General features: G+C 64.7%; 26 protein-coding genes and 1 pseudogene. 15 read left to right on the forward strand and 12 right to left on the reverse strand.

Going from position 1 to position 26949, the window contains the following annotated elements; translation table 11 throughout:
* Nucleotides 1-96: 96 nt before the first annotated feature.
* Both HG262_RS12480 and HG262_RS12485 read right to left on the reverse strand, forming a co-directional pair.
* Nucleotides 97-657 carry a TetR/AcrR family transcriptional regulator gene (locus HG262_RS12480; RefSeq protein ID WP_169271331.1) on the reverse strand — a complete coding sequence of 187 codons (561 nt, stop codon included), beginning with the start codon at nt 655-657 and terminating at the stop codon, nt 97-99.
* Complete coding sequence (locus HG262_RS12485) at nt 654-1190, reverse strand: dihydrofolate reductase family protein (protein WP_169271332.1); 537 nt, start codon at nt 1188-1190, stop codon at nt 654-656. The genes HG262_RS12480 and HG262_RS12485 overlap by 4 nt, the downstream gene beginning before the upstream one ends.
* A 669-nt stretch (nt 1191-1859) precedes the next feature.
* On the opposite strand from HG262_RS12485, the gene HG262_RS12490 reads away from it, so the two are divergent.
* From HG262_RS12490 to HG262_RS12510, 5 genes and pseudogenes are all read left to right on the forward strand, one after another.
* Entirely contained in the window at nt 1860-2252 is a 393-nt protein-coding gene (locus HG262_RS12490) for a uracil-DNA glycosylase (protein ID WP_169271333.1), read from the forward strand.
* A 220-nt stretch (nt 2253-2472) separates the two neighbouring features.
* Nucleotides 2473-2988, forward strand: a pseudogene (locus HG262_RS12495) (nucleotidyltransferase family protein).
* A gap of 473 nt (nt 2989-3461) precedes the next feature.
* Entirely contained in the window at nt 3462-3749 is a 288-nt protein-coding gene (gene groES, locus HG262_RS12500; RefSeq protein ID WP_054423089.1) for a co-chaperone GroES, read from the forward strand.
* A gap of 37 nt (nt 3750-3786) precedes the next feature.
* A complete protein-coding gene (gene groL / locus HG262_RS12505) occupies nt 3787-5427 on the forward strand; it encodes a chaperonin GroEL (RefSeq protein WP_169271334.1) in 1641 nt (546 codons plus the stop codon).
* A gap of 221 nt (nt 5428-5648) precedes the next feature.
* Entirely contained in the window at nt 5649-6581 is a 933-nt protein-coding gene (locus tag HG262_RS12510; RefSeq protein ID WP_169271335.1) for a YihY/virulence factor BrkB family protein, read from the forward strand.
* Between the two features lie 7 nt (nt 6582-6588).
* On the opposite strand, the gene HG262_RS12515 is transcribed toward HG262_RS12510, so the two are convergent.
* Nucleotides 6589-7071 carry a MarR family winged helix-turn-helix transcriptional regulator gene (locus tag HG262_RS12515; RefSeq protein ID WP_169271336.1) on the reverse strand — a complete coding sequence of 161 codons (483 nt, stop codon included), beginning with the start codon at nt 7069-7071 and terminating at the stop codon, nt 6589-6591.
* Nucleotides 7072-7224: 153 nt separating this feature from the next.
* Between HG262_RS12515 and HG262_RS12520 the strand changes: the two genes are divergently transcribed.
* From HG262_RS12520 to HG262_RS12565, 10 genes are all read left to right on the forward strand, one after another.
* On the forward strand, nt 7225-8682 hold the full coding sequence (locus tag HG262_RS12520; protein WP_169271337.1) for a 2-hydroxymuconic semialdehyde dehydrogenase: 1458 nt from the start codon (nt 7225-7227) through the stop codon (nt 8680-8682).
* A 23-nt stretch (nt 8683-8705) separates the two neighbouring features.
* Nucleotides 8706-9137 carry a RidA family protein gene (locus HG262_RS12525; protein ID WP_105560377.1) on the forward strand — a complete coding sequence of 144 codons (432 nt, stop codon included), beginning with the start codon at nt 8706-8708 and terminating at the stop codon, nt 9135-9137.
* 99 nt (nt 9138-9236) lie between these two features.
* On the forward strand, nt 9237-10193 hold the full coding sequence (locus HG262_RS12530) for a LysR substrate-binding domain-containing protein (protein WP_348984384.1): 957 nt from the start codon (nt 9237-9239) through the stop codon (nt 10191-10193).
* A gap of 453 nt (nt 10194-10646) precedes the next feature.
* Nucleotides 10647-11198 (forward strand): 3-hydroxyanthranilate 3,4-dioxygenase, encoded by a 552-nt coding sequence (locus tag HG262_RS12535; protein ID WP_169271339.1) that lies wholly within the window; start codon nt 10647-10649, stop codon nt 11196-11198.
* A gap of 10 nt (nt 11199-11208) precedes the next feature.
* Nucleotides 11209-12210, forward strand: coding sequence for an amidohydrolase family protein (locus tag HG262_RS12540; RefSeq protein WP_169271340.1), 1002 nt, complete (start codon nt 11209-11211; stop codon nt 12208-12210).
* Between the two features lie 61 nt (nt 12211-12271).
* The gene (locus HG262_RS12545; RefSeq protein WP_169271341.1) at nt 12272-13447 is read left to right on the forward strand and encodes an ABC transporter substrate-binding protein; all 1176 of its coding nucleotides are present in this window, start codon (nt 12272-12274) and stop codon (nt 13445-13447) included.
* Nucleotides 13448-13496: 49 nt separating this feature from the next.
* On the forward strand, nt 13497-14417 hold the full coding sequence (locus HG262_RS12550) for a branched-chain amino acid ABC transporter permease (protein ID WP_169271342.1): 921 nt from the start codon (nt 13497-13499) through the stop codon (nt 14415-14417).
* Between the two features lie 11 nt (nt 14418-14428).
* Nucleotides 14429-15415, forward strand: a complete 987-nt coding sequence (locus HG262_RS12555; protein ID WP_169271343.1) for a branched-chain amino acid ABC transporter permease — start codon at nt 14429-14431, stop codon at nt 15413-15415.
* Nucleotides 15412-16200, forward strand: a complete 789-nt coding sequence (locus HG262_RS12560; protein WP_169271344.1) for an ABC transporter ATP-binding protein — start codon at nt 15412-15414, stop codon at nt 16198-16200. Before HG262_RS12555 ends, HG262_RS12560 begins: the two co-directional genes overlap by 4 nt.
* A complete protein-coding gene (locus tag HG262_RS12565; RefSeq protein ID WP_169271345.1) occupies nt 16197-16907 on the forward strand; it encodes an ABC transporter ATP-binding protein in 711 nt (236 codons plus the stop codon). The genes HG262_RS12560 and HG262_RS12565 overlap by 4 nt, the downstream gene beginning before the upstream one ends.
* A 59-nt stretch (nt 16908-16966) precedes the next feature.
* Here the strand turns inward: HG262_RS12565 and HG262_RS12570 are convergent, their stop codons facing one another.
* From HG262_RS12570 to HG262_RS12610, 9 genes are all read right to left on the reverse strand, one after another.
* Nucleotides 16967-18019: an Ldh family oxidoreductase gene (locus HG262_RS12570; RefSeq protein WP_169271346.1), complete on the reverse strand. Its 1053-nt coding sequence runs from the start codon at nt 18017-18019 to the stop codon at nt 16967-16969.
* A 10-nt stretch (nt 18020-18029) separates the two neighbouring features.
* Nucleotides 18030-19550: a mannitol dehydrogenase family protein gene (locus HG262_RS12575; protein ID WP_169271347.1), complete on the reverse strand. Its 1521-nt coding sequence runs from the start codon at nt 19548-19550 to the stop codon at nt 18030-18032.
* A gap of 142 nt (nt 19551-19692) precedes the next feature.
* Complete coding sequence (locus tag HG262_RS12580) at nt 19693-21228, reverse strand: altronate dehydratase family protein (protein ID WP_169271348.1); 1536 nt, start codon at nt 21226-21228, stop codon at nt 19693-19695.
* Nucleotides 21229-21268: 40 nt separating this feature from the next.
* Nucleotides 21269-22135 carry a fumarylacetoacetate hydrolase family protein gene (locus tag HG262_RS12585; RefSeq protein WP_169271349.1) on the reverse strand — a complete coding sequence of 289 codons (867 nt, stop codon included), beginning with the start codon at nt 22133-22135 and terminating at the stop codon, nt 21269-21271.
* Between the two features lie 33 nt (nt 22136-22168).
* Nucleotides 22169-22915 (reverse strand): SDR family oxidoreductase, encoded by a 747-nt coding sequence (locus HG262_RS12590; protein WP_169271350.1) that lies wholly within the window; start codon nt 22913-22915, stop codon nt 22169-22171.
* Between the two features lie 13 nt (nt 22916-22928).
* The gene (locus tag HG262_RS12595) at nt 22929-24338 is read right to left on the reverse strand and encodes a TRAP transporter large permease (RefSeq protein WP_169271351.1); all 1410 of its coding nucleotides are present in this window, start codon (nt 24336-24338) and stop codon (nt 22929-22931) included.
* 56 nt (nt 24339-24394) lie between these two features.
* Nucleotides 24395-25039 (reverse strand): TRAP transporter small permease, encoded by a 645-nt coding sequence (locus tag HG262_RS12600; RefSeq protein ID WP_169271352.1) that lies wholly within the window; start codon nt 25037-25039, stop codon nt 24395-24397.
* A gap of 61 nt (nt 25040-25100) precedes the next feature.
* On the reverse strand, nt 25101-26075 hold the full coding sequence (locus tag HG262_RS12605) for a sialic acid TRAP transporter substrate-binding protein SiaP (RefSeq protein WP_169271353.1): 975 nt from the start codon (nt 26073-26075) through the stop codon (nt 25101-25103).
* Between the two features lie 150 nt (nt 26076-26225).
* A complete protein-coding gene (locus tag HG262_RS12610) occupies nt 26226-26939 on the reverse strand; it encodes a FadR/GntR family transcriptional regulator (protein ID WP_169271354.1) in 714 nt (237 codons plus the stop codon).
* Nucleotides 26940-26949 lie beyond the last annotated feature (10 nt).

Raw genomic sequence — 26949 nt, forward strand, 5'->3', positions numbered from 1 at the left:
TCAAGTTGAATGAAATTCGACAGCCGGTGTTGCGATACGCCGGCGCAATGCACAAATCGGCGACTTACAACGGATCCGATACAGCAAGTGCGACTCTCAAACCTCTGCCATTCTTGCAAGCAGGCAATCCAGCGCTTGCGAATACTGCGACTTGAGAACCGCAGTCTCCTTCCGGTTGCCTGAAGCAGATACTCTGGCAAGACCGCTACCGTGTGCATGATCGATCAAGATATCGCGCCATATCTCGGGAGTCGAGCTCAATGCCGATAGCAACGCAGTGAGATGGGCGGTTATCTCCTTAGTAACTCCAGAGAAGGCCCGTGGCTCGGAAAAAATTGCGAGAGTCAGTTGAGGATGCCTGGCCACAGCCTCGTAGTAGCGCTGCAAGACTCGCCGTACTTCCGGGAGATGGTCTGATGACGTGTCCTTTCCTTCCAGCACCTCTCCGTACACCCTGTCTGCGAGCGCGCGGAGTAGCGACGCGCGATCCTCTACGTGGTGATAAAGGCTCATAGGCGTCACGTTCAACTTCGACGCAAGGGCGCGCATGGTTAACCCTGTGCCCGACCGCTCATCGAGGAGCGCGAGCGCTGTGGCAATGAGGACGTCTCTCGACAGCCCCGTACCCCGGACGGGGCGGCCGCGAAGGCTCGTCATGCTAGCACCCGGAATTTACACTGCACCATGCCTGAAGGAAAACTCCGGCTGGATAGCAGTTCCAAGTCGATGTCCTTCGGAACGGTTCCGAACAGTGGCCTGCCGGCTCCAATGAGTACAGGAACAGTAGTGATCACGAGGTCTTCGACCAGCCCCTCTCGCAAGAAAGACTGCACCAGTTGCCCCCCATCGACATAGATCTTTTTAAGATTCTCACTCGCCAACTCGGTTAAAAGCTCCTTCGGCGTCAGACCTAGGCAAGTGACTTTGCTTTGCAGGCCTTTGGGGATGGCTGCCACCGACAGCGACTTCGACAGCACATACGCGGGAACATCGTATGGCCAGGGATCCAGATGCGCGACGGTTTCAAAAGTGCCCCGCCCCATCACGATGGCATCCTTATCGGCCATGAAGTCCTCGTAGCCGTGGTCCTCTGCCTGACTGTCACGTTGCAGAAGCCAATCAATCCCGCCATCGGGCCGCGCAATGAAGCCATCTAGGCTGGTCGCAATGAATACATGTGCAGTGGGCATGGATATGCATCCCATAAAATATACAGTGTATATTAACTGCCAAGCACAGTACGCCGACGATGAACCGATAGCGCCGCAGGGACCGCGATGGATACCTGAGTGCAGCTATCGAGCAGGGGGCACATACGTTGGACGTCAAGACTGAATATATCCAGCTCCAGCATGCCAGTGGCGGTGTGGCGGACACGATAGGCTTTTACAACCGCCCGCACCCGTACCAGGCGCTCGGCATGAAGACCCCGGCCGAGGCATTTGCATTAGGCGCTTAACCTAGGCAAGTTCTGTTGGGCCAATACACTTTCCTGCTGGCGCTCACGCATCGTCGTCTTCTTGGCCGTTTTTGCCTGATACTGCCGACCCATTTGGGTCGTCATTGGCCGGGCGACAAGGACGGCTCTCGGCCAACAAAGGCTATTCGCCGCAGAATTATTAACCATGCCCGACCTGATCGCTTCTCTCCTAAGGACGCTACCGCAGGGCAGCCCCGGCCTCTTTAACCCTTGGACAGATCGGTGCGCGCATGATGTCCTGCATGACGCGAACAAGCAACGCATTGTCCGGTTGAGGCAACACCTGGACTGCAAGGCGAGGATGATCCTGGTCGGTGAGGCACCTGGATATCAGGGTTGCCGATATAGCGGGGTAGCATTCACGAGTGAACGCCTCCTCATGGAAGGCAAGATCCCTCGGATTCAGGCGCCCAAGAAGCGACTGACGGACAGACACCGTGCATTTTCTGAACCTTCCGCGACGACTGTGTGGCGCGTTTTAATGGAGTTGGGCATTCAAAATGAGACGATCCTCTGGAATGCAGTGCAACTTCACCCACATCTTCCGGGGGTATCGTGGTCAAACCGCCCACCAACACCGCATGAAATTGCGCTGGGGGCTCCTGCACTTCGTCTGTTACGTAAGGCATTTCCCCAGGCAACCATTATTCCTATTGGCAAGAAAGCAGAAAGACTACTGGCGGATATCGACATTATTGCAGCGCCGTATGTCCGTCACCCTGCCAATGGGGGGGCCGCAAAGTTTGCAGAGGGACTGCGTGCAGTCGTCTGAGTTCAATAAATTTAGCGTCACTTCAAATTGGCTGTAATGGATCTCCGCCGAGGTCAACGATAGCCCCCTTTCGGCCAGAAGCGGACGACCGATGATTCCGGATATGCTATTTCCACATATCAACCAACCCGAGATTCCAGTTTCCGGCGAAATGATGGCGAACGTTCGAGCAGGCTATGAGCAACGACTATGCGACCTCGTCGAATCCTCTGAGCAACTGATGGCCGCGCTGCGGGCGGTTCGCTGCCTTGGTTTACCCTCCTGGTGCATCGGTGCAGGGGCCATCAGATCCTTGGTTTGGGATAACTTGCATGGCTTTCAGGTGCCCTCGAACGTGGATGACGTGGACGTTGCGTACTTTGATGCCGAAGCGCCTCTAGCTCTGGATGCCGAACTTCAAGAGCGGCTGCATCTTCTCCTTCCCTCGCTCACTTGGGAAGTGACAAACCAGGCCAGAGTGCACGAGTGGTTCGCAGAAGCCCTCGGCCAGGTGGTTTCACCCCTAACGTCTTTGGACGATGGGCTGGCCACTTGGCCAGAGTTCGCCACCTGCGTTGGCATTTAGCTGGACGGTGATGAATCATTGAAGGTCATAGCGCCGTACGGATTGAATGACCTGTTTGAACTGCGAGTTCGGCACAACCCTCGCCGGGCGAGCGTCTCAACGTTTATGCACCGTGTGAATTCCAAGCGATTCAGCCACCGATGGCCTCGGCTTTCGATCTGTACTCCCTGACCGCACATAGGGCTGCTGTGGGTCGGATGCGGCCCGACGTCCAATAGCAGACCAGGTAGAGAGCGACCGTGGTCTGGCAGCCGTATTTGGCGTCCACGGCCAAAGCAGGTCCTGGCGGGCGTCGTGTGACACGTCGCAGCGCCAGCCGCAGGCAAAGGCACCATACCGGGGAGAACGGCGGATCGCCCTACTGTTGACACAAGAAATCGGACTTCCAGGGGTGAAATCGGGCTGGAGGCCGCGCCAGCGCTTGTATATCGAAAATTATCGATTTCCAAACTGGATGACGCAAATTCCAAGTTAGATGAATTTCGACAACAGTTGGCCGCCCATGAAATATGTAACAGCCAGGCCTCCCCCCCTTGAAGCCCGGAACATCATCCCTATAATTAGCACTCGACACCGGTGAGTGCTAACAGCCCTCCCCGGGGCTAACCGATCATTCACTTTTTTCAAGTAAACAGGAGTTCCACATGGCCTTGCGTCCCCTGGGCGATCGCGTGATCGTCAAACGCCTCGAAAACGAGCGCAAGACTGCCTCGGGCATCGTCATTCCCGACAGCGCCGCTGAAAAGCCTGATCAAGGCGAAGTCGTGGCCGTCGGCCCCGGCAAGAAGACCGAAGAAGGCAAGATCCTGCCGGTCGACCTGAAGGCTGGCGATAAGGTTCTGTTCGGCAAGTACGCCGGCCAGTCCGTGAAGGTTGATGGCGAGGAACTGCTCGTCATCCGCGAGGACGAAATCCTCGCCGTGGTTCTGTAAACCCCGCCTCAAACGAATTTTCGAAGGAAGCTAAGAAATGGCTGCCAAGCAAGTATTGTTCGGTGACGACGCCCGCGTGCGCATCGTCCGCGGCGTGAATGTTCTCGCCAACGCTGTCAAGACCACCCTGGGCCCCAAGGGTCGCAACGTCGTGCTGGAGCGCTCGTTCGGCGCCCCGACCGTGACCAAGGACGGCGTGTCCGTCGCCAAGGAAATCGAACTGAAGGACAAGTTCGAAAACATCGGCGCACAACTGGTCAAGGACGTTGCTTCCAAGACCTCCGACAACGCCGGTGACGGCACCACGACCGCCACCGTGCTGGCTCAAGCCATCGTCATGGAAGGCCTGAAGTACGTTGCCGCCGGTTTCAACCCGATCGACCTGAAGCGCGGCATCGACAAGGCTGTCGCCGCCGCCGTGGCTGAACTGAAGAAGCAATCCAAGCCGGTCACGACCAGCAAGGAAATCGCTCAAGTCGGTTCGATCTCGGCCAACAGCGATTCCTCCATCGGCCAGATCATCGCTGACGCGATGGACAAGGTCGGCAAGGAAGGCGTCATCACCGTCGAAGACGGCAAGTCGCTGGAAAACGAGCTGGACGTCGTCGAAGGCATGCAATTCGACCGCGGCTACCTGTCGCCCTACTTCATCAACAGCCCGGAAAAGCAAGTTGCCGTGCTGGAAGACCCGTTTGTCCTGATTTTCGACAAGAAGATCAGCAACATCCGTGACCTGCTGCCCGTGCTGGAACAAGTCGCCAAGTCGAGCCGTCCCCTGCTGATCATCGCGGAAGACGTCGAAGGCGAAGCGCTGGCCACCCTGGTTGTGAACAACATCCGTGGCATCCTGAAGACCACCGCCGTCAAGGCTCCGGGCTTCGGCGACCGCCGCAAGGCCATGCTGGAAGACATCGCCATCCTGACGGGCGGCACCGTGATCTCCGAAGAAACCGGCATGTCGCTGGAAAAGGCCGGCCTGGCTGAACTGGGCCAAGCCAAGCGCATCGAAGTGGGCAAGGAAAACACGACGATCATCGACGGCGCTGGCGACAGCAAGTCGATCGAGGCTCGCGTCAAGCAAGTCCGTATCCAGATCGAAGAAGCCACGTCCGACTACGACCGTGAAAAGCTGCAAGAACGCGTGGCCAAGCTGGCCGGCGGCGTTGCCGTGATTCGCGTTGGCGCTGCCACCGAAGTCGAAATGAAGGAAAAGAAGGCTCGCGTCGAAGATGCCCTGCACGCTACCCGCGCTGCAGTGGAAGAAGGCGTTGTGGCTGGCGGCGGCGTTGCGCTGCTGCGTGCCAAGCAAGCCATCGCTGACCTGAAGGGCGACACGCCTGACCAGAACGCCGGTATCAAGCTGATCCTGCGTGCTGTGGAAGAACCGCTGCGCACCATCGTCACGAACGCCGGCGAAGAAGCCAGCGTCGTGGTCAGCAACGTGCTGCAAGGCAAGGGCAACTACGGCTACAACGCCGCAACCGGCGAGTACACCGACCTGGTTGAGCAAGGCGTGCTGGATCCCACCAAGGTGACCCGCACCGCCCTGCAAAACGCTGCCTCCGTCGCCAGCCTGCTGCTGACGGCTGAAGCCGCCGTGGTCGAACTGGCCGAAGACAAGCCCGCTGCCCCGGCCATGCCGGGTGGCATGGGCGGCATGGGCGGCATGGACTTCTAAGTCCCGCTTCCCTTGCAAGGCCTCCCCGGCTCACGCCGGGGAACGCAGTATCCTGAGAAACCCCCGGACCTTCGCCCCGGGGGTTTTTCTTTTGGGGTCGCCAGACGCCCATGGACCGCATCACGCCCTGTGCGGCCCGAACACGTTTGCGCACAAACTGTGGGTTTCGCCCCGGAACATGCGTCCCTACAATAAAGGGTCCATAGACCGAGTCCAGACCCATGCGCCTTCCTCAGAGCCTGCGAGCCCTGCGTCCGTCCGAAATCGGCGGATTGCTGATGGATTCCGCCAACCAGTGGTCGAGCCATCGCGCCTCCAGCAAGGGCGCGGCGCTGGCGTTGTACATGGTGTTCTCGCTGGCCCCCATGCTGATCCTGGTGATCGCGGTGGCGGGCGCGTTCTTCGGCGAAGACGCCGTGCGCTCCGAGCTGTTTTCGTCCCTGCGCGACCTGACCGGCGAACGCGGCGCCGAGGTCATCCAGACCGTGCTGGCCAGCGCCCATGAATCGGGCGGCGGCTGGATCGCCGCGCTGATTTCGATTTTTGTGCTGATCTTCAGTGCCACGACGGCATTTGCCGAACTGAAGGCCAGTCTGGACGACTTATGGGAAGTGCCGCCAAACCAGAAGGGCGGCATCCACGGCATGGTGCGCAGCCGCATGCTGTCATTCGGCCTGGTGCTCGTGCTTGCCCTGTTCCTGCTGATCTCGCTGACCGTGAATGCCGGCCTGGGCGCCGCGCGCAAGTTCTACGGGGACTTGTGGATGGCGTCCACCTTCGCCACGGTGGCCGACTGGCTTTCCAGCCTGTTTTCTTTTTCAGTGGTGGTGGCGCTGTTCGCCGTGATCTTCAAGCTGCTGCCCAGCGCGAAGATCTCCTGGAAGGACGTGATCCCGGGCGCCATCGTGACGGCCGCATTGTTCCTGGTGGGCAAGTGGGGAATCGGCGTCTACCTGAGCCGCGGCGCAGCGGTGTCGGCGTACGGCGCCGCCGGTTCGCTGATCGCGCTACTGTTGTGGATCTACTATTCCGCGCAAATCTTCTTCTTTGGTGCCGTGTTTACCCGGCAATTCGCGCTGCGGTTCGGAAAGGCGGAAAAGCCTGCCACGGCCGCCGAGCACGCGGCGCAATCCCCGTCACCCCCCGACGCCTGATTCGGCCTCAGCCTCGCTCCTGCTGCTCCAACCCCGCCATCAGGCGCAGGCACTTCAAGAACACCGGCCGCAGTTCTGGCGGGATCGGCGCCAGCACCTGCGCCTCCACATCGGCGTCCTGCGGCAAGATGCGCGCCAGCAGCGCCACGCCCGCGTCCGTGATCTCCAGCGCATAGGCGCGGCCGTCTTCCGTCGAACGCGTGCGGCGCACATAGCCCTTCGCCGTCATGCGCGCCATCATTTCAGCAAAGGAATTGCGGTCCAGCGCGATCAGTTCGGCGATGCGGTTCTGCGTGGCGCCCGGGTTCTGATACACGGTGATCAGCAAGGCCTTCTGGCGCGGCGTCAGGTCTTCGTCCGGAAAGGCCTGCGCAAACAGGGCTTCGGCCCGAAAATGCGCCCGGCGCAACAGGTGCGAGGCGACCTGGGTCAGGTCGAATGCTTGCAGGTCGCGGAGCGGGGCCGCGGTGGGACGGGCGGTGGCGGTCATCGGGCTTCCATGGGTTGTGCCTGACGATTGTAGGCGTTGGCTCCCTCGAAAATGCGCATTGACTTGGCGGCGGCGCCTGCCTATGATCCGGAAATATAGTACGTATACGTATTTATTAATCCGCCATCCAAACACTATCCAAGGGGCTAGATCGTGACGATCCGCCAGCTGCGCAACTACATCGACGGCCGCTTTGAAGACGGCGTGTCCACCTTCGACAAGCACAGTCCGGTGGATGGGCAGCGTATCGCCCAGGTCCATGAAGCCAGCCAGGACCAGGTCAACCGCGCCATCGCGGCCGCGCATCGGGCGTTGCCGGCCTGGGCCGGCTTGTCGGTCGAAGCACGCACGGACCACCTGCTGGCACTGGCCGACGGCATCAGCCGGCGGTTCGACGACTTCCTGCAAGCCGAGATCGGCGACACCGGCAAGCCGGTCGGCTGGGCCGGCAAGATCGACATTCCGCGCGGCGCCGCCAACTTCCGCGCCTTCGCGGAACTGGCCCGCACGCTGGACATGGAAAGCTACATGACGGACACGCCGGACGGCCGGCAGGCGCTGAACTACGCGTACCGCAAGCCGCTGGGCGTGGTCGGCGTGATCTCGCCCTGGAACCTGCCGCTGCTGCTGTTGACCTGGAAGGTCGCGCCCGCGCTGGCGTTCGGCAACACGGTGATCATGAAGCCGTCGGAAGTCACGCCCAGCACGGCCACGCTGCTGGCCGAGGTCGCCGATCAGGCGGGGCTGCCCGCCGGCGTGCTGAACCTGGCGCACGGTTTCGGGCCGGCTTCCGCGGGCGAATTCCTGACCACGCACCCGGACATCGACGGCATCACCTTCACCGGCGAATCCGCCACGGGCGCGACCATCATGCGGGCCGTGGCGCCGGGCGTGAAACCGGTGTCGTTCGAATTGGGCGGCAAGAATGCGGCGCTGGTGTTCGCGGACGCCGATTTCGACGCCGCGGTCGACGGCGTGACGCGGTCGGTCTTCGCCAATTGCGGGCAGGTCTGCCTGTGCACCGAACGCGTCTATGTGGAACGCCCCATCTACGAACGCTTCGTCGACGCGCTCGCGGCCCGCGCGCGCGACATGCGCATCGGCTGGCCCCTGGACCCGGCCACCGAAATGGGCCCGCTGGTATCGCGCGAACACCGCGAAAAGGTGCTGTCGTACTTTGCGCTGGCGCGCGAAGAAGGCGCTACCGTGGTGGCGGGCGGCGGCATACCGGCATTCGGCGACGCCCGCGACGCGGGCGCCTACGTGCAACCCACCATCTGGACCGGCCTGAAAGAGGACGCCCGCTGCATCAAGGAAGAAGTGTTCGGCCCGGTCTGCCACGTGGCGCCTTTCGACACCGAAGACGAGGCCATCCGCCTGGCCAACGACACGCGCTACGGCCTGGCCGCCGCGGTCTGGACGCAGAACCTGACCCGCGGGCACCGCGTGGCCCAAGCCATGAAGGTCGGTCTTGCCTGGGTGAACTGCTGGTTCCTGCGCGACCTGCGCACGCCCTTCGGCGGCAGCGGGCTGTCCGGCATCGGCCGCGAAGGCGGCCGCCACTCGCTGCATTTCTATACTGAACCCACCAACGTCTGCATCAAACTCTGACCCCGTCCACCAAGGAACGCACGATGACCCAGCCCAACGTCAGCGCCACCGTCGTCGCCGGCAAAGCCACGCCACGCGGCAAGTATCCCCACATCAAACGCGCGGGCGACTTCCTGTTCGTCTCCGGCACCAGCTCGCGCCTGCCCGACAACCGCATCGCGGGCGCCGAGGTCGACGCCATGGGCACCACCACGCTGGACATCCGCGTGCAGACGCGCGCCGTCATCGAGAACATCGGGGACATCCTCGCGACTGCCGGCGCCACGCTGGCCGATGTGGTCGAGATCAGTACTTTCCTGGTCAACATGAACGACTTCGGTGGATACAATCAAGTCTATGGCGAGTTCTTCGACGCCGATGGCCCGGCGCGCACCACCGTCGCGGTGCATCAGCTGCCGCACCCGCAATTGCTGATTGAGATCAAGGCGGTCGCCTACAAGCCGCTTGCGCGCTAGCCTCGGCTGCGCGGCGGGCAAATAATGGGCGACGGCGTTTCGCGTTCACACAGGGAACAGGATGACGGCTCGCGGCGCAGCGCCCGGGCCGGCCCACGCATGTCGAACTTCCGCATCACGCCCAACGCGCTCAGCCACAAGCTGAAACTGCACCAGCTGCAGATCTTCGAACGCGTGCTGGCGCGCCGTTCGCTGTCGCGCGCAGCCAGCGAACTGCACCTGACCCAGCCCACCGTCACCAAAGCCATCCACGACCTGGAAGCCTTCTTCGGCGCCACGCTCTTCGAACGGTCGAACCGGGGCGTCACGCCCACCGAACTGGCCCTGGTGCTGGGCCGCCGCGTCCACGCCATGTTGGCCGAAGTCCGCTACATGGCCGACGACATCGACGCGGTGCTGGGCGGCGCCAGCGGCCACGTCGTCGTGGGCACGCTGATCGCGGCGTCCGCCAAGCTGCTGCCCGAAGCCATCGCACGCTTGATGACGGAGCACCCCGGCATCCAGGTCACGGTACGCGAAGGCCCGTCCGCCCAACTGCTGCCCGCGTTGGCCACCGGCGACGTCGACATCGTCGTGGGCCGCCTGCCCGGCGCCGACATGGCCTCGATTTCAGGCGTGGCGGTTGACCACCACAAGCTCTACCGCGAATCGCTATGCCTGGTGGTGGGCGCCCAGCATCCGATGGCCAACGCGCAATCGGTGTCGCTGCCCGACCTGATCGACCACATCTGGATCCTGCCCGCGCCCACCTCGCCGCTACGCGCTTCAATCGAACGCACCTTCTTCGACGCTGGCCTGCGCCTGCCCGCCCGCCACGTTGAATCGCTTTCGCTGCTGACGAACATCGGCATCCTGATGCACAGCGACGCCCTGGCCCTGATCCCCTACGACGCCGCCGCGCAATTCCTGTCCATGGGCCTGCTCGCCCGCCTGCCCACGAACGCCTTCGGCGACTTCGGCGACGTCGGCTACTCCATCCGCGCCGACCGCCCACTGACCCCCGCGTGCCAACGCCTGGTGGACTACCTGAAAACCATCGCCGCACAACGGCCCTAGTAACGGCATCACGACGCAAGACCCCGCCAAAGCCCCAAAAGGCCGCCCGCGCGGCCGGCCTGGGGCAAGCCCCGCAAGATCCTCCACCACCACCCCGCCCGCGGCGAGCACCCCAAGCACGCCTTGCTCCCCAATGACGACAGATTGCCGCTGACGCAGCGCGGCGTGGCGCGTGCCCGGAGTGCGCGGGGAGTCGATAAGCCCAAGGGAATCCGTAGGGAGCCGAAGGCGTACGAGGATGACGCAGGGGCAGTCCGGAGCGAAGGCTCCGGACCGCAATCGTTGACCCGCGCAGCCCGGGCACGCGCCACGCCGCGCGTCTCAAGAACCAACAACCGCCCCATAGGGAAACCCCGCGATAGATAACCCGAATGTCCACCCCGACAATTTCTATTATGCAGCCCCCCTCCCCCCGCCTAGACTGCATCAACAACGTCCTCTCCGGAGACCCTCATGCCCGCCTACGGCCCGCCGTTGAACTTCCAGCGCTGGATCCAAGACCACGCGCATCTTCTGAAGCCGCCGGTCGGCAACCAGCAGATCTGGCAGGACGCGGACTTCATCGTCACCGTCGTCGGCGGTCCGAACCACCGCACCGACTATCACGACGACCCGCTGGAAGAGTTTTTCTACCAGATCAAAGGCAACGCCTGGTTGTCGTTGTGGGTAGACGGTAAACCCGAACGCGTGGACCTGAAGGAAGGCGACATCTTCCTGCTTCCCCCCCACGTCAGGCACTCCCCGCAACGCCCCGAGACCGACAGCGCCTGTCTGGTCATCGAACGCCAGCGCCCCCTGGGCCTGCTCGACGGCTTCGAGTGGTATTGCCCGCATTGCGGCCACCTGGTGCATCGCGTGGAAGTGCAGTTGAAAAGCATCGTCACCGACTTGCCGCCCCTGTTCCAGGGCTTCTACGCCAGCACCGAAAAGCGCACCTGCCCCGGCTGCGGAGAACTCCATCCCGGCAAAGGCCACGCGCCCTCGCCCCAAGCTACCCCCGCCTAGGGCCTGTTCCATGATCCAGAAAATCGACATGCACGCCCACTTCTTTCCGCCGATCACGCGGCAGGAAGCGGCCGCGCTGGACCCCGTCAACGCCCCGTGGCTGCGGCCCGACGGCGATGGCGCCACCGGCCAGATCATGGCCGGCGACCGGCCGTTCCGTCCCGTCGACGCGACCTTGTGGGACCCGGCGCTGCGCATCGCCCAGATGGACCGGCACGGCGTCGACGTGCAAATCCTGTGCGCCACCCCCATCATGTTCGGCTACACCTACCCGGGCCAGGCCGCGGCCGACTGGGCGGCCCGCATGAACGACCTGGCGCTTGAGCACTGCGCCCATGCGCCGTCGCGCCTGAAGGCGCTGGCGCAAGTGCCGCTGCAAGACCTGGATCTGGCCTGCAAGGAAGCGTCGCGTGCACGCGCCGCCGGCCACCTGGGCGTGCAGATCGGCAACCACGTAGGCCCCCGCGACCTGGACGACGACACGCTGGTGCAGTTCCTGATCCATTGCGCGGGCAACGACATCCCGGTGCTGGTGCACCCGTGGGACATGATGACCGACGGCCGCATGAAGAAGTGGATGCTGCCGTGGCTGGTGGCCATGCCCGCCGAAACGCAGCTGGGCATCCTGTCGCTGATCCTGTCCGGCGCGTTCGAACGCATCCCCCGCAGCCTGAAGCTGTGCTTCGCGCATGGCGGCGGCAGCTTCGCCTATCTGCTGGGCCGTGTGGACAACGCCTGGCGCCATCGCGACATCATCCGCGAAGACTGTCCGCAGTTGCCGTCGTCCTACACCGACCGCTTTTATACCGACAGCGCGGTGTTCGATCCCCGCGCGCTGCGCCTGCTGGTCGATGTGATGGGCGAAGACCGCGTGCTGCTGGGATCCGACTATCCGTACCCGCTGGGCGAGCAGGAAGTCGGCCGCCTGGTGGCGCATGCAGACCTGAGCCCCACGGTGCAGCAGAAGATCCTGCTGCGCAACACATTGACGTTCTTCGGCCTGAACGCGTAACGCGCTTTCCGCACTTCACAACACCACGACCGTGCCACACGGCAACTCAAGGGAAAACACCATGAAACGCACCACCACGCTGGCCGCCGCTGCGGTCATGGGACTAGCCTTATCGGCCACCGCGATGGCCGACGTGAAAATCGGCGTGCTGACCACCTTGACCGGCCCCGGATCCGTGCTGGGCCAGGATCAACTGGACGGCTTCATGCTTGCCGTGGAACAAGGCGGCGGCAAGCTGGGCGGCGTCGCCGTGCAGGTCATCAAGGAAGACGACCAGTTCAAGCCCGAAGTCGGCGTGCAGGCCGCGCGCAAGCTGGTGCAAAGCGACAAAGTGCCGATCATTACCGGCGTGGTGTATTCCAACGTGATGCTGGCCGTGGTGCGCCCGGTCACGACCGCCAGCGTGTTCCTGGTGGGATCCAACGCCGGGCCCACCAACCTGGCCGGCAAGGACTGTTCGCCCTACTTCTTCTCCACGTCCTGGAACAATACGCAGCGCCACGAAGGCAGCGGCGAAATGGCCAACCAGATGGGGTTCAAGAAGGTGTACCTGCTGGCGCCAAACTACCAGGCGGGCAAGGACGCGATGGCCGGCTTCAAGCGCTTCTACAAAGGCGAAGTGGCCAACGAAGTCTTTACCCAGGTGAACCAGCCGGATTATTCGGTGGAGCTGGCCGCGCTGGCTGACGCCAAGCCGGACGCCGCCTACGTGTTCTTCCCCGGCGGCATGGGCGTGAACTTCATCAAGCAATACCGCCAGGCGGGCCTCTTCGGCAAGATCCCGTTGCTGTCGGTGGACACCATCGACGGCGCGACCCTGCCAGCGCTGCAGAAGGACGCGCTGGGCGCCGTGACCAACGTGCCCTATTCGCCCGACCTGGACAACGCTGCCAACAAGGCCTTCGCCGCGGCGTTCCGCCAGAAGTACGGACGCGAGCCCTCCAGCTATGCGGCGCAGTCGTTCGACGCCGCCCAGCTGATCGGCTCGGCATTGAAGAAGACGGGCGGCAAGACGGATGACAAGGACGCGTTGCGCAAAGCGCTGGAAGCCGCCGATTTCCAATCCGTGCGCGGCGAATTCCGCTATCAACCCAATCACTTCCCGGTGGCTGGGTTCTTCCGCGCCGACGTCGAAGCGGGCGCGGATGGCAAGGTGGCCTTCGTGAACAAAGGCCCCATCTTCCCGGATCTGTCCAAAGTCGCCGACCAGTACGCCGCCCAGTGCGCCATGAAGTAAGGCGGGCGGCCAAGACATCCGTCGCGGCCACCGGCAAGAGGTGATCCCCATGTCCATGTCGCTGCTGCTGGTGCAGGCCTTGAACGGCCTGCAACTTGGCATTCTGCTGTTCCTGCTGGCCGCCGGCCTGACGCTGGTGTTCGGCATCATGAATTTCATCAACCTGGCGCACGGTTCGCTCTACATGATGGGCGCTTTCATCGCGGCCACCGTGTTCCGCCACACCGGGTCGTTCCTGCTGGCCGCGGCCGCTGTCGTCGCGGGCATGGCGGCGCTGGGCCTGCTGCTGGACCGCATCGCGCTGGCGCGCCTGTATCCGCGTGAACACCTGGACCAGGTGCTGGCCACCTTCGGCCTCATCCTGTTTTTCAACGAACTGACCCGCATCATCTGGGGGCCGGCGCCCATCAGCATGGGGCTGCCCTCGTGGCTGTCGGGCACCATCGACATTCTGGGCGTGACGTATCCGCTGTACCGTTTCCTGATCATCGTGGTGGGCTTGCTGGTGGCGGCGGGCTGCTATGTGCTGATCCACCGCACGCGCCTGGGCATGCTGATCCGCGCAGGCGCAACAGACCGCATGATGGTGGGCGCGCTGGGCGTGAACATCGCGCGGCTGAACACGCTGCTGTTCGTACTGGGCGCGGTGCTGGCGGGTCTGGCCGGGCTGATGGCCGGCCCCATCCTGTCCGCGCAGACCGGCATGGGCGAGCCCATCCTGATCCTGACGCTGGTGGTGATCGTGATCGGCGGCATCGGCTCGGTGCGCGGCGCGTTCCTGGCCGCGCTGATGGTGGGGCTGATCGATACGCTGGGACGCGCGCTGCTGCCGACGCTGCTGCGCGCCGCGCTGCCGCCGGCCGCCGCCAACGCGGCCGGGCCGGCCATCGCATCAATGCTGATCTACGTCGTGATGGCGCTGGTGCTGGCCTTGCGGCCGCAGGGCCTGTTTCCCGTCAAGCACGGATAAAGGGGAATTCCATGCACAGGCTTTCTCCTCGATCCCTGGTGGCCGGCGCCCTGCTGCTGTTGCTGGCGCTGGTTCCTGTCTACGCGCAATGGCAGGGCGAACCCTTCCTGCTGGCGCTGTTCGGCCGCGTGCTCGTCTACGGCGTGGCCGCGCTGGCCCTGAACCTGCTGCTGGGGTATGGCGGCATGGTCAGCTTCGGCCATGCGCTGTACCTGGGGCTGGGCGCGTATTCGGTTGGCGTGATGTCGCATTACGGCATCGAAAACGGCTGGCTGCACCTGCTGGGCGCGCTCGGCGCCTGCGCGGTGGTGGGGCTCATCAGCGGCTATGTGGTGATGCGCACCTCGGGCATCGCCTTCATCATGATCACGCTGGCGTTTGCCCAGATGTTCTATTTCCTGGCGACGGGCCTGGACGGCTTTGGCGGCGACGACGGTATGTCGCTGTTCGCGGGCAGCGACTTCGGCGCGTTCCGGCTGGACACGCCACTGGCGCTGTATTACGCGGCCTTCGGCGTGCTGCTGGCCGTGTTGGGGGTGATGCATCGCCTGGTCCATGCGCCCTTCGGCATGGCGTTGCGCGGCTGCCAGGCCAACGAACGCCGGATGCGCGCGCTGGGGTTTCCAACGTTGCGCTACCGGCTGGCCGCCTATGTGATCTCCGCGATGATCTGCGGCGTCGCCGGCGTGCTGCTGGCCAACCTGACCATGTACGTGTCACCGTCCTATCTGGCCTGGACCACGTCGGGCGAATTGATCGTAATGGTCGTGCTGGGCGGCATCGGCACGCTGTTCGGCCCCGTCGTGGGTGCGCTGGCCTTTCTGCTGCTGGAAGAAGGCCTGAAGCTGCTGACGGGGCATTGGATGCTGATCATGGGCCTGCTGATCGTCGGCGTGGTACTGCTGTCGCGGCGCGGCGTATACGGCAGCCTGCGCGATACGCCCTGGCGCCGGCGCGGGGCGCGGCCGCTGCGCCAACCTTCCGGAGAGCCGCTATGAGCGCGCTGCGCGTGGAAAACCTGCTGAAGCGCTACGGCGGGTTGACGGTTACCGACGACCTGTCACTGGACGTGCACGCCGGCGAACTGCATGCCGTGATCGGGCCGAACGGCGCGGGCAAGAGCACCCTGATCGGCCAGTTGAGCGGCGAACTGCGGCCCGACGGCGGCCGCGTGCTGCTCGACGGCCGGGACATCACCCGCATGCCCGTCGAAAAGCGCGTGCGTCATGGTCTGGCCCGTTCCTACCAGATCACCTCGGTCTTCAAGCCGTTCACGGCGCTGGAGAACGTCGTGATGGCCGTGCAGGCGCGGCGCGGACACAGCTTCCGCTTCTGGCGCCCCGTGTTGTCGACCCCCGCGTTGACGGCGCCCGCGCAGGACGCCTTGGCGCTGGCCGGCCTGTCCGCCCGCGCCCATACGCCGGCGGGCGAGCTAGCGCACGGCGAGCTGCGGCAGCTGGAACTGGCGATGGTGCTGGCCTGCCAGCCGTCCCTGCTGTTGCTGGACGAGCCCATGGCGGGCATGAGCCAGCACGAATCCGAAGCCATGACGCGTCTGCTGCTGCAGTTGCGCGGGCACTACACGATCCTGCTGGTGGAACACGATATGCAAGCCGTCTTCGCGTTGTCGGACCGCATCACGGTCCTGGTCTACGGCCGCGCGCTGGCGTGTGGCACGGCCGACGACATCCGCAATAACCCGCAGGTGCGCGAATGCTACCTCGGCAGCGAACGCGACGGCCGGCGCGCCGGCCGCCCGCAACGTCCGGCGGTGCCAGCATGAGCGCCCTGCTGTCGCTGCGCGGCGTGACCGCGCACTACGGCGCCAGCCAGGCGCTGTTCGGCATCGACCTGGATATCGGCCCCGGCGAATTCGTGACCTTGCTGGGACGCAACGGCATGGGCAAGTCCACGACCGTAAAAACGGTGATGGGGCTGAACCCCGCCACCCAGGGCAGCATCATTTTCGACGGCCGCGACATCAGCCGGTTGCCGTCGTACAAGGTGGCGCAATGCGGCATCGGCCTGGTGCCGGAAGGACGACACATCTTCCCCAACCTGTCCGTGCGCGAAAACCTGGTCGCCACCGCCCACAACCGCCAGGGCGCGGCACACCCCTGGACACTGGACCGGGTATACGCACTATTTCCCCGCCTGTCCGAACGCGCCCGCCACCTGGGCAGCCATCTGTCGGGCGGCGAACAGCAAATGCTGGCGATCGGGCGCGCGCTCTTGACCAACCCCAGACTGTTGATCCTGGACGAAGCCACCGAAGGCCTGGCGCCCGTGGTGCGCGAAGAGATCTGGTCCGCGCTGGACACGCTGAAGCAAACCGGCCTTGCGGTGCTGTGCATCGACAAGAACCTGGAGCCGCTGCTGGCCACGGCGGACCATCACGCCATCGTCGAAAAGGGGCGCGTGGCCTGGACCGGTTCGTCGCAGGCCTTCCTGGACGATGAACCCCGACTGTTGCAGTATCTGGGGGTCTAGGCCCTGGACGTCCAGGGCCGGGGTGACGGGGCGCGACAGGCCAGGCGCTGCACGGCCGGCTAGGTCCGGCGCACGGGCGGCGCCACGCCCAGGCGCACGCTCCAGTGCGCCATCTCGTCCCACAACGCGGGCGGAACGGGAATACCATGTTGCTGGCGCTGCGCCTGCGCGGCGGCCTCCGGGTCCCCCGGCATGCGCGGCACACCAGGCGCCTGAGCCAACTCCATCGCCATCCCGGCGACCACGCCCGCTAGCGCCGCGCCACCGGCGAAGCGCAGCGGATCGATCACGATGAAGAACGCGCCCAGTTCGCGCGGGCGCTCCAGCGCGTCGTACATGGGGGAAATATGCGGCCCGAAGGGATTGCCGTTCAACGGCCCGCACAACAGCTCGATCATCATCGCCAGGCCATAGCCCTTGTAGCCATAGCCCTCGCCGCCCAAGGGCCGCAACGCGCGGACCTCGTCCGCATCAGTGCAGTCGTGCCCTTGCCCATCCAACGCCACGCCGGGCGGCAGCGCCACGCCGTCGCGCCGGGCGTTCATGACGCGGTTCCAGGGAATGGCCGTGGTGGCCATGTCCAGGCACAGAGGCTCCGCCTGGGTGCGCGGGAACGCCAGTGAAATGGGATTGGTGCCGAAGAACGGCTGGTGGCCGCCATGCGGCGCAGCGATCGAATCGGAATGCGTGAACGCGATGCCGATCAGGCCTTGCGCGGCGGCTGCGCGGCTGTACAAGCCGATTGCGCCGCAGTGCGATGAATCGCTGACGCCCACCGCGGCGATGCCAGCCTCGCGAGCCAGCTCGATCGCCAGCGTGTTGGCGCGATGCGCCACCACGATGCCCTGCCCTCGGCCGCCATGCAGTTGCGCCGTGCCCGGTCCGGTGCGTTCGATGCGGATATCCGGGCGGGCCAGGATGGAGCCGTGCGCCACGCGGTTCAAATAGTGCGGCAAGCGCGCGATGCCGTGGGAATCGATGCCCCACAGGCTCGTCCGCGCCAGGCTTTCCGCCAGGCACCGCGCGTCTTCCGCACTAAAGCCCTGGATGCGCAGGCAGTCCTGGCCCCAGCGTTCCCATTCAATGGCATCCACTCGGCATTCCACATTCATGCGGCACTCCTCAGGTTGCGGCCTCCACGGCGTGCATCACGCCATGCAGGCGCAAGGCTTCCAGATGCGTGGCCAACGTCGAAACGAACTCTGACATGCGGCCCAGATCGCCGAACACCGGCTTGAATTCCGCCAGCACGATCGCGCGGCGGTGGGCGGCCTGCGACGGGGCGGACGCGCGCGCGGCGACCTCCGAGCGCGCCACCAGCTTGGCCAGGCGCGCCGCCATCGGATCCTGGATCTTGTAGCGGCCACCCAGCTCGTCTTCGCCGTGCAGGTAGTGCAGCCACGCCGCAACCGCCAGCGTCAGGCGCCGGATGTCGTCGCCCGTCCGCAAGCGGTCTCGGATCGAGTCCAGGAGGCGCTGCGGGACCTTTTGCGACCCGTCCATCGCCACTTGCGAGGTCGGGTGCGGCAGCGCCGGGTTGGCGACCCGAACCAGGAATCGGCGGCGGTATTCCTCCAGCCCGCTATCGGGGATGCCCTTCAACGTGGGGCCGATCTCCCACCGCATCATGGCGTCGACGAATTCGCGCAAAGCCGGTACCTGCACCGACTGGCTGATCGTCTGGTGCCCCAGCAACGCCCCCAGATAGGCGAAGGTGGAATGCGGGCCGTTCACCATGCGCAGCTTCAGCCGTTCGTAGGGCGCGGCATTACGTACGAACGTCGCCCCGCCGTGGCTGTCCCAAGCGGGCCGGCCCGCGGCGAACTTGTCTTCGATGACCCAGTTCATATAGGGTTCGCCGACGACGGGCCAGGCGTCCTGCACGCCCAGGCGCCCGGCGATCCGTAGCCGATCTTCTTCGCCGGTGCCCGGCACGATGCGGTCGACCATCGAATTCGGGAACGTGCAATGCGTGTCGATCCAGTGGGTCAGCCCCACGTCCACCCGCAAGGCGAAGGCCAGCACCAGGCTGCGCAAGGTATCGCCGTTGCCACGCAGGTTGTCGCAGGACAGCAGCGTGACCGGCGGCAGGCCGCGCTCGCGGCGCAGCGCCAGCCCGTACACCAGGATGCCGATCGTGCTGCGCGGTCGGAGCGGGTTCTCAAGGTCGTGCAGGATGTCGGGATCGTCCCAGCGCAGATGGCCGGTGGCGGGCTCGTGGCTATAGCCCTTTTCCGTCACGGTCAGGCTGACGATCCGCGTCTGCGGATAGGCGATGCGCTCCAGGACCGCGTTGGGATCTTCGGCCGCCACCATCACCCGCAGCACCGAACCCACCACGCGCAACTGTTCGCGGGGCTCTCCGCCGGGCCCGCCGTCGCGCAGCGCCAGGGTGTACAGGCCGTCTTGCGGTGTCAGCGCATCGCGGGTGGCGGCGCTGCGCAACGACACGCCCAATATGCCCCAACTCAGGTCGCCGCTGGCCTGCATCGCCAAATCCGTCGCAACCGCCTGATGCGCGCGGTGAAAGGCGCCCAGCCCCAGATGCACGATGCCCGGCGTCAGGCGGCTGCGGTCGTAGATGGGTTTTTCCACGTCTGCGGGCAGGCGCGGCAACGACTCCGTATTCAAACGTTCAAGCATGGTTGACCAATGGCGTAAGGCGCCATGCACCTGTCGGATGACCGGCCAGTCGGCGCGCGGATGAGGATATCCGCTGACGCCGATTTCGTCGATATCGGCAGCGTGACCTATTGCAACGCCGACGCCCTCCATGCCGCCGCCGCTACATCACCGCGCCCAGTGCCCACGGCACGAATTCGTTCTGCCCGTAGCCGTGCTCTTCACTGCGCGTGCGCCGGCCCGAGGCGGTCTGCAGCATCAGCTGGAAGATCCGTTCGCCCATCTGCGCCACGCTTTGCGCGCCGTCCACGACCTCGCCGCAATTGATGTCGATGTCGTCCGACTGCCGCTGCCACAACGCCGTATTGGTCGACAGTTTCAGGGACGGCGCGGGCGCGCAGCCATAGGCGGAACCGCGTCCTGTCGTGAAGCAGATCAGGTTGGCGCCGCCCGCCACCTGCCCGGTGGCCGACACGGGGTCATAGCCCGGCGTGTCCATGAATACCAGGCCGCGCGTGCGCACGGGTTCGGCGTATTCGAACACGTCGGTCAGGTTGGTGGTGCCGCTCTTGGCGATGGCGCCCAGCGATTTTTCCAGGATGGTGGTCAGCCCGCCCGCCTTATTACCGGCCGACGGGTTGTTATCCATTTCAGCGTCGTTGCGGGCGCAGTAGTCTTCCCACCATCGCACTCGGGCCAGCAGCTTGTCGGCCACGGCCGGCGTCTCGGCGCGGCGCGTCAGCAGATGCTCGCCGCCATAGATTTCGGGCGTTTCGGACAGGATGGCGGTGCCGCCGTGGCGCACCAGCAGGTCCACCGCCGCACCCAGCGCCGGGTTGGCGCTGATGCCCGAATAGCCGTCGGACCCGCCGCATTGCAGCCCTACCGTCAGGTGGCTGGCCGGCACGGGCTGGCGGTGCACTTGGTTGGCGTGCTCAAGCATCTTCTCCACCAGTTCGATGCCGCGCGCCACCGTCTTGCGCGTGCCGCCGGTGTCCTGGATGTTGAAGGTGTGCAGCAGGCCGCTTTCGCGCAGTCCCTCCTGCTCCATCAGGCCGCCGATCTGGTTGGTTTCGCATCCCAGCCCCACCATCATCAGGCCGCCGAAATTGGCATGGCGCGCATAGCCGCCCAATGTGCGCCGCAGCACCCGCAACGGTTCGCCTTCGCTGCCGGTGGCACAGCCCGCGCCGTGGGTCAGCGCCACCACGCCGTCCACGTTCGGACAGGACGCCAGCGCATCAGGATGAATGTCGCGCCGAAAATGGTCGGCGATGGCGCGCGCGACCGTGGCCGAGCAATTCACGCTGGTCAGGATGCCGATGTAGTTGCGCGTGGCCACGCGGCCGTCGGCGCGCACGATGCCGTCGAAGGTGGCCGGTTGCGCCACGTAGTCGGTCGCGTGCGCGCCCTGCCCCACCGCGTAATCGCGCTCAAACTCGGAAAACTCCAGGTTCTGCGTGTGCACGTGCTGGCCGGGTGCGATGTCCTGCCGCGCCACGCCGATGATCTGGTTGTAGCGGCGCACCGGCTCACCCGCTGCGATGGCCCGCACGGCCACCTTGTGGCCGGGCGGCACCAGGCCCTGCACCGTCACCCCTTCGCTTTCCAGCCGCGTGCCGCTGACCAGTTGGCGCCGGGCGATCACGACGTTGTCCGCCGGGTGGATGCGTATCACTGCCGTGTCGTTCTGGGACATGAGGACTCCGGAAAGTAAGGGGTGCGGATTCAGCGGGAGCCTACCCGTCGATCAATGCCGGATCCCAGGCATGGACACGCTGGCGCTGTTCGCCCAGGCCGGCGATGCCCAGCTTCATCTCGTCGCCCGCCTTCAGGTAGACGGGCGCGGGCTTCTGGCCCATGCCCACGCCCGGCGGCGTGCCGGTGCTGATCAGGTCGCCCGGGTACAGCGTCATGAAGCGGCTGACATAGGCCACCAGTTGCGCCACACCGAACACCATCGTGCGCGTACTGCCGTTCTGATAGCGCTTGCCGTTCACTTCCAGCCACATCTCCAGGTCTTGCGGATGGGGAACTTCGTCGGCGGTTGCCAGCCACGGGCCAACCGGGCCGAACGTGTCGCAGCCCTTGCCCTTGTCCCACGTACCGCCGCGTTCGATCTGGTATTCGCGTTCAGACACGTCGTTCACCACGCAGTAGCCCGCCACGTGCTGCATGGCGTCGGCTTCGCTGACGTAACGCGCCTTTTCGCCGATTACCACGCCCAGCTCGACTTCCCAGTCGGTCTTGACCGAGTCCTGCGGCAGCACGACGGGGTCGTTGGGGCCCACGACGGCCGATGTGGGCTTCATGAAGATGACCGGCTCGGCGGGCACGGCCAAGCCGGACTCGGCGGCATGGTCGGCATAGTTCAGGCCAATGCAGATGAACTTGCCCATGCCGCTCCAGGGCGGCGCCAAGCGGCCGGGGTTGGCCACCAGCGGCAGCGCGGACGGGTCCAGCGCGCGCAGTTCGGCAAGCCTGGCGCGTCCAAGCGTCTGCGCGGTAATGTCAGGCAAGACGCCGGACAGGTCGCGCACCTTGCCCTGGGCATCGATCAGGCCGGGTTTCTCGGCGCCTTTGGCGCCATAGCGCATCAGTTTCATAGCAGGATCCTTGTTGCAGAAAGGGTTAAGCGTTCAATTGGACCAGCCGCCGTCGATCACCTGTGCGGTGCCGGTCGTGAAGGCGGATTCGTCGCTGGCAAGATACACCGCCAGCGCGGCGATTTCAGTGCTGCGGCCGATGCGGCCCATCGGCTGGCGCGCCGTGAACGCGGCTTCCACCGCCGCGATCGACTGGCCGCTGGCCTGCGCCTGCGCTTCGATCCGCTGCCGCAACGACGGCGACTCCACTGTGCCCGGGCAGATCGCATTGCAGCGGATGCCCTGGGCCACGAAGTCGGCCGCGACGGCCTTGGTCAAGCCGATCACCGCCGCCTTGGTCGCACCGTAGGCGCAGCGGTTCGGCGCTCCTTTGATGCTGCCCGCCACCGACGCCATGTTGACGATGGACCCCGCCCCGCGCGCCAGCATCCCGGGCAGGCAGGCGCGGATCAGGCGATACATCGACCGCACGTTCAGGTTGAAGGAAAAGTCCCAGGCGTCTTCGTCGCAATCCAGGATGGTGCCGGCGTGCACGAAGCCCGCGCCGTTGAACAGCACATCGAACGGGCCCGCGCCTTGCGCCAGCGCCAGGATGGCGCGCCCGTCCGTCACGTCCAGCACCTGGGTGCGGCAGCCGGACAACGTCTGCAGCGCCTGCGCGTTGATGTCCACGGCCAATACATTGGCGCCTTCGCGCGCATACGCCTCGGCCACGGCGCGGCCGATGCCCTGGCCTGCGGCCGTGACAAGGGCGGTCTTGCCTTGCAGTCTTCCCGACATGGATGTGCTCCTGTTATTTGCCGGCCATGCCCATTGCGGTAGGCAGCCACAGCGTGATCTGGGGAATGTAGGTGATGGCGATCAGCGCCACGAACAGCGGTACCAACCAGGGCAGAATGGCCATCGTGGTGCGCTCCACCGACAACCGCGCCACGCGGGCCAGCACGAACAGCACCATGCCCATGGGTGGATGCAGCAAGCCGATCATCAGGTTCAAGGTCATGATCAGCCCGAAGTGGATCGGGTCGATGCCCAGCTTGAGCACGATGGGCAGCAGGATCGGCACCAGGATGGTGATGGCGGCGATGGTGTCGATGAAGCAGCCGACGATCAGGATCAGCACGTTGGCCATCAGCAGGAATACCCACTTGTTCTGCGTCACGCTCAGGATGGCGTCGGTCAGCGTCTGCGCCGCTTGCGTGGTGGTCAGCAACCAGGCGAAAACGGATGCCGCCGTCACGATGAACAACACCGACGCCGTGGTTTCGATGGTATCGAACGATGCCTTGGCCAAGGTCTTGAACGTCATCGAGCGGTATCGCACCAGCCCCAGGAACAACGCCCAGATCACGGCGGCCACGGCCGCCTCGGTGGGCGTGAACCAGCCCAGCGTCATGCCCCCGATCAGGATGACTGGCGCCATCAGCGCCATGACGGCCGAAAAATTGAAGCGCCAATCCAACGCCAGCAAGGCGACGAACGCGATGCCCGTCGCCACGTTGGGCGACACGCCGGCCAGCGTCATCAGCCAGATGGACAAGGGAAAGGACAGCACGATCAGCACTTCCAGGCCCGCGCCGCCCAGCCGCTTCCAATTGAAGGCCACGTCGCCGCCCCAGTTGTTGCGGCGGGCGTAGTAGGCCACGGTCAGCATCATCAGGATCGTCAACACGGCGCCTGGCAACAGGCCCGCCAGGAACAGCGACCCGATCGACACATTGGCCATCATGCCGTAGATCACGAACGGCAGCGACGGCGGAATGATCGGGCCCAACGTCGCTGACGCGGCGGTGACGCCCACGGCGAATTCGGTCTGGTAGCCATGGTCTTTCATCGCCTTGATCTCGATGGTACCCAGGCCCGCGGCATCGGCGATGGCGGTGCCCGACATGCCGGCGAACACCACCGACCCGATGATGTTCACCTGCCCCAGCCCGCCGCGCATCCAGCCCACCAGCGCCACCGCGAAGTTGTAGATGCGGCCGGTGATCCCGGCGATGTTCATCAGGTTGCCGGCCAGGATGAAGAACGGCACAGCCAGCAGCGGGAAGGACTCCACGCCTGCGATCATGCGCTGCGCGACGACCACGTCCGGCACGCTGCCGGAGATCAGCACGAACAGCAGCGACGCGCCCGCCATGGACACCGCCACCGGCAGGCCCAGGATCATCAACAGCAAAAAGGTTCCTATCAGTGTGCCCATGTCTTGCTCCTGGAAAGGCTCTGCGGATTCGTAAGCATTGCGACGCAGCGCGCCGTTCAGTCCAGCGACTCGTAGGCCGCCGGGTTCTCCAGGATCGAGTAGCCTTGCCGCCAGTTCTGCACGGACACTTGCAGCGACCGCACACACATCATGACGAAACCCGCCAGGGCGACCCAGTAGACATAGGACTTGTTCCAGAACAGCGTAGTCATGGGCTCGTCGCCCACCAGCACGATGTAGCGGTACGTCAGCCACACGGCATAGCCGAAGAACGCCGTGCGCAAGATGTCGATCATGGTGGACAGCACGCGGCCCACCGGCTTGGGCAGGTAGCGGTACAGAAAATCCACCTGGATGTGGCGGCAGGCGCGCACGCACATCGCGGCGCCCAGGAACACCACGCCGATCAGGCAATACACCGCCAGCTCCTCGGTCCACGCATAGGAATCGTTCAGCACGTAGCGGGAAAAGAACTGCAGAAAGACCAGCATCGCCATCGTCCAGAATATCCCCAGGCAAATCCAGTCTTCGGGCTGGTAGCCGGCAAGGCTGACTTGATGGTGGTCGGCCTCTTCAAAGCTGTGGACGATCTCGTCCACGGACGCCTGGTGCGTGCCCGGCTTCGGTGAAACGTGGCCGGGCGTCGGGCCCGGTCCATCGTTGACGGCCGCCATCGGCGCCGCTTTCGCGTTCAAGTGCATGGAATTCCCCTGGTCGGAATCGGGTGTGGACCGGCGGGCCGCCTGGGCCCGCCCGCGCGGCTTACTTCACCGCCTGGATCTTTTCCCAATCCGATTTCAGGTAGCCGTATTGCTCGAACGGCACCTTCTCAAGCACGGTCTTGCGGAAGTCTTCGACATTGACCTCGGCCACGTTCAGCCCGCGCTTCTTGAATACCTCGACCATCTTCTTCTCGCTGTCGGCCACTTCGGACGACGCCTTTTCCGACGCCTGCTGGGCGACTTCGGAGAAGATCTTCTTGTCCTCGTCGGACAGGCTCTTCCACAGCTTGCCCGAAATCACCGTGTTCAAGTGGTCGACGATGTGGCCCGTCAGGACGATGTTCTTCTGCACCTCGTAGAACTTCTTCGCTTCGATGGTGGTCAGCGGGTTCTCCTGCGCTTCGACCGTGCCGTTCTGCAAGGCCAGGTAGACCTCGGCGAACGCGATGGGCGCGGTGTTGGCGCCACAGGCGCGCGGCATCGCCAGGTAGGCCGCCACGTCCGGCACGCGGATCTTCATGCCCTTCATTTCCGAGCACTTGGTAAAGGCGCGGTTGGACGTCGTCTGGCGCGTGCCGTAATAGGTGGTGGCGACGATGTGGTTGCCGCTTTTCTCGTCGTAGCCCCGGGTCAACTCTTTGTAGATGTCGCTCTTGGTGTAGGCGATCAGGTGTTCGGGATTGCGGAAGGTGTAGGGGTAATACGTAACGCCGATGCGCGGGAAGCTCTTGGCGGCGAAGCTGGACCCGGAAATGATTATGTCCACCGTGCCGAGCGTCAGGCCCTGGTTGATGTCGTTTTCCTTGCCCAGCTGAGAGGCGGGATAGACATCGATGTGATAGCGGCCATTGGTGCGTTTCTCGATCTCCTGGGCCGCCCACACCGACGAGGTGTGGAACGGTTCAGAGGTCTCGTACACATGCGCCCACTTCAGCTTGGTTTGCGCCAGCGCGCTGCCACTTGCGGCAAGCAGCGCGGCGGCAAACAGCACTTTGATAGCGTTGCCTCGATTCATGATGTCTCCTCTCTCTGAGGTAGCGAGTCCGGCGAATGTCGTCACGCGCTCGGCCCGCTTTATGTTTCACATGGGATTTCACATACAGGTTGCACCTTCGTACAGCGACTACGGCTTGCCCGGCGGCGTCAAGACGCCGCCGGTTCTTTGCTATTCGGCTCGCAGCGCGTCGGCGGCCGCCGGCCAACTGGCCGTCAAGCGCTCGAACGAGCAGGAAAGATGGTGATGCATGGCGGCGCGCGCGCCGGCCTCGTCGCCGGCCGCGATGGCGGCGATGACACGGCGGTGCTCGGTGATGGCCACGGCCCAGCTGTCCGGGTTCTCGAAGTAGTCGCCCAACTTCACCGACAAGGGGTTGTGGCGTTCGTCGAACAGTTCGCCCACCACGCGCACCAGGACGGCATTGCCGGCCATTTCGGCCACGCGCAGGTGGAACAGGCGGTCTCCGCGAATGGGCACGCTGCCCGCTTGGGCCTCGTCTTCCATCGCGCCCATCGCTTCCAGCAGGCCGTCGACCAGCGCGGGCACGGGGTGGCGCGCCGCCTGCGCGGCGAGTTCACCTTCGATCGTCCAGCGGGCGCGGATGGTTTCAAGGGGGCTTTCAGCGGTCAGGCTGGCGCGCGGCGCGCCGGCCAGGCTTTGCACATAGACGCCCGACCCCATGCGCACTTCCACCCAGCCTTCGACCTCCAGCGCAATCAGCGCTTCGCGCACCGACGGGCGGGACACACCCAGCTTCAATGCCAGGTCGCGCTCCGGCGGCAGTCGGGCGCCGACCGGAAATTCCCCAGCCTCGATCAGCAACCTGAGCTGGTCGGCGATCTGGCGATACAAGCGGCGCGGCTCGATGGTCTGGATCGGCATGGGAGTCGGT

The organism is Achromobacter sp. Bel (assembly GCF_012928505.1).
In the GTDB taxonomy this organism is placed as follows: Bacteria; Pseudomonadota; Gammaproteobacteria; order Burkholderiales; family Burkholderiaceae_B; genus Achromobacter.

Bases quoted from the DNA above. Each gene is read 5' to 3' on its own strand.
- HG262_RS12600 (WP_169271352.1), bottom strand. From the start codon at position 25,039: ATGCACTTGAACGCGAAAGCGGCGCCGATGGCGGCCGTCAACGATGGA.
- HG262_RS12480 (WP_169271331.1), bottom strand. From the start codon at position 657: ATGACGAGCCTTCGCGGCCGCCCCGTCCGGGGTACGGGGCTGTCGAGA.
- HG262_RS12565 (WP_169271345.1), top strand. From the start codon at position 16,197: ATGAGCGCCCTGCTGTCGCTGCGCGGCGTGACCGCGCACTACGGCGCC.
- HG262_RS12530 (WP_348984384.1), top strand. From the start codon at position 9,237: ATGTCGAACTTCCGCATCACGCCCAACGCGCTCAGCCACAAGCTGAAA.
- HG262_RS12510 (WP_169271335.1), top strand. From the start codon at position 5,649: ATGCGCCTTCCTCAGAGCCTGCGAGCCCTGCGTCCGTCCGAAATCGGC.
- HG262_RS12560 (WP_169271344.1), top strand. From the start codon at position 15,412: ATGAGCGCGCTGCGCGTGGAAAACCTGCTGAAGCGCTACGGCGGGTTG.
- HG262_RS12590 (WP_169271350.1), bottom strand. From the start codon at position 22,915: ATGTCGGGAAGACTGCAAGGCAAGACCGCCCTTGTCACGGCCGCAGGC.
- groL (WP_169271334.1), top strand. From the start codon at position 3,787: ATGGCTGCCAAGCAAGTATTGTTCGGTGACGACGCCCGCGTGCGCATC.
- HG262_RS12550 (WP_169271342.1), top strand. From the start codon at position 13,497: ATGTCCATGTCGCTGCTGCTGGTGCAGGCCTTGAACGGCCTGCAACTT.
- HG262_RS12490 (WP_169271333.1), top strand. From the start codon at position 1,860: ATGGAAGGCAAGATCCCTCGGATTCAGGCGCCCAAGAAGCGACTGACG.
- groES (WP_054423089.1), top strand. From the start codon at position 3,462: ATGGCCTTGCGTCCCCTGGGCGATCGCGTGATCGTCAAACGCCTCGAA.
- HG262_RS12575 (WP_169271347.1), bottom strand. From the start codon at position 19,550: ATGCTTGAACGTTTGAATACGGAGTCGTTGCCGCGCCTGCCCGCAGAC.
- HG262_RS12535 (WP_169271339.1), top strand. From the start codon at position 10,647: ATGCCCGCCTACGGCCCGCCGTTGAACTTCCAGCGCTGGATCCAAGAC.
- HG262_RS12585 (WP_169271349.1), bottom strand. From the start codon at position 22,135: ATGAAACTGATGCGCTATGGCGCCAAAGGCGCCGAGAAACCCGGCCTG.
- HG262_RS12580 (WP_169271348.1), bottom strand. From the start codon at position 21,228: ATGTCCCAGAACGACACGGCAGTGATACGCATCCACCCGGCGGACAAC.
- HG262_RS12555 (WP_169271343.1), top strand. From the start codon at position 14,429: ATGCACAGGCTTTCTCCTCGATCCCTGGTGGCCGGCGCCCTGCTGCTG.
- HG262_RS12485 (WP_169271332.1), bottom strand. From the start codon at position 1,190: ATGCCCACTGCACATGTATTCATTGCGACCAGCCTAGATGGCTTCATT.
- HG262_RS12570 (WP_169271346.1), bottom strand. From the start codon at position 18,019: ATGAATGTGGAATGCCGAGTGGATGCCATTGAATGGGAACGCTGGGGC.
- HG262_RS12595 (WP_169271351.1), bottom strand. From the start codon at position 24,338: ATGGGCACACTGATAGGAACCTTTTTGCTGTTGATGATCCTGGGCCTG.
- HG262_RS12605 (WP_169271353.1), bottom strand. From the start codon at position 26,075: ATGAATCGAGGCAACGCTATCAAAGTGCTGTTTGCCGCCGCGCTGCTT.
- HG262_RS12545 (WP_169271341.1), top strand. From the start codon at position 12,272: ATGAAACGCACCACCACGCTGGCCGCCGCTGCGGTCATGGGACTAGCC.
- HG262_RS12540 (WP_169271340.1), top strand. From the start codon at position 11,209: ATGATCCAGAAAATCGACATGCACGCCCACTTCTTTCCGCCGATCACG.
- HG262_RS12610 (WP_169271354.1), bottom strand. From the start codon at position 26,939: ATGCCGATCCAGACCATCGAGCCGCGCCGCTTGTATCGCCAGATCGCC.
- HG262_RS12515 (WP_169271336.1), bottom strand. From the start codon at position 7,071: ATGACCGCCACCGCCCGTCCCACCGCGGCCCCGCTCCGCGACCTGCAA.
- HG262_RS12525 (WP_105560377.1), top strand. From the start codon at position 8,706: ATGACCCAGCCCAACGTCAGCGCCACCGTCGTCGCCGGCAAAGCCACG.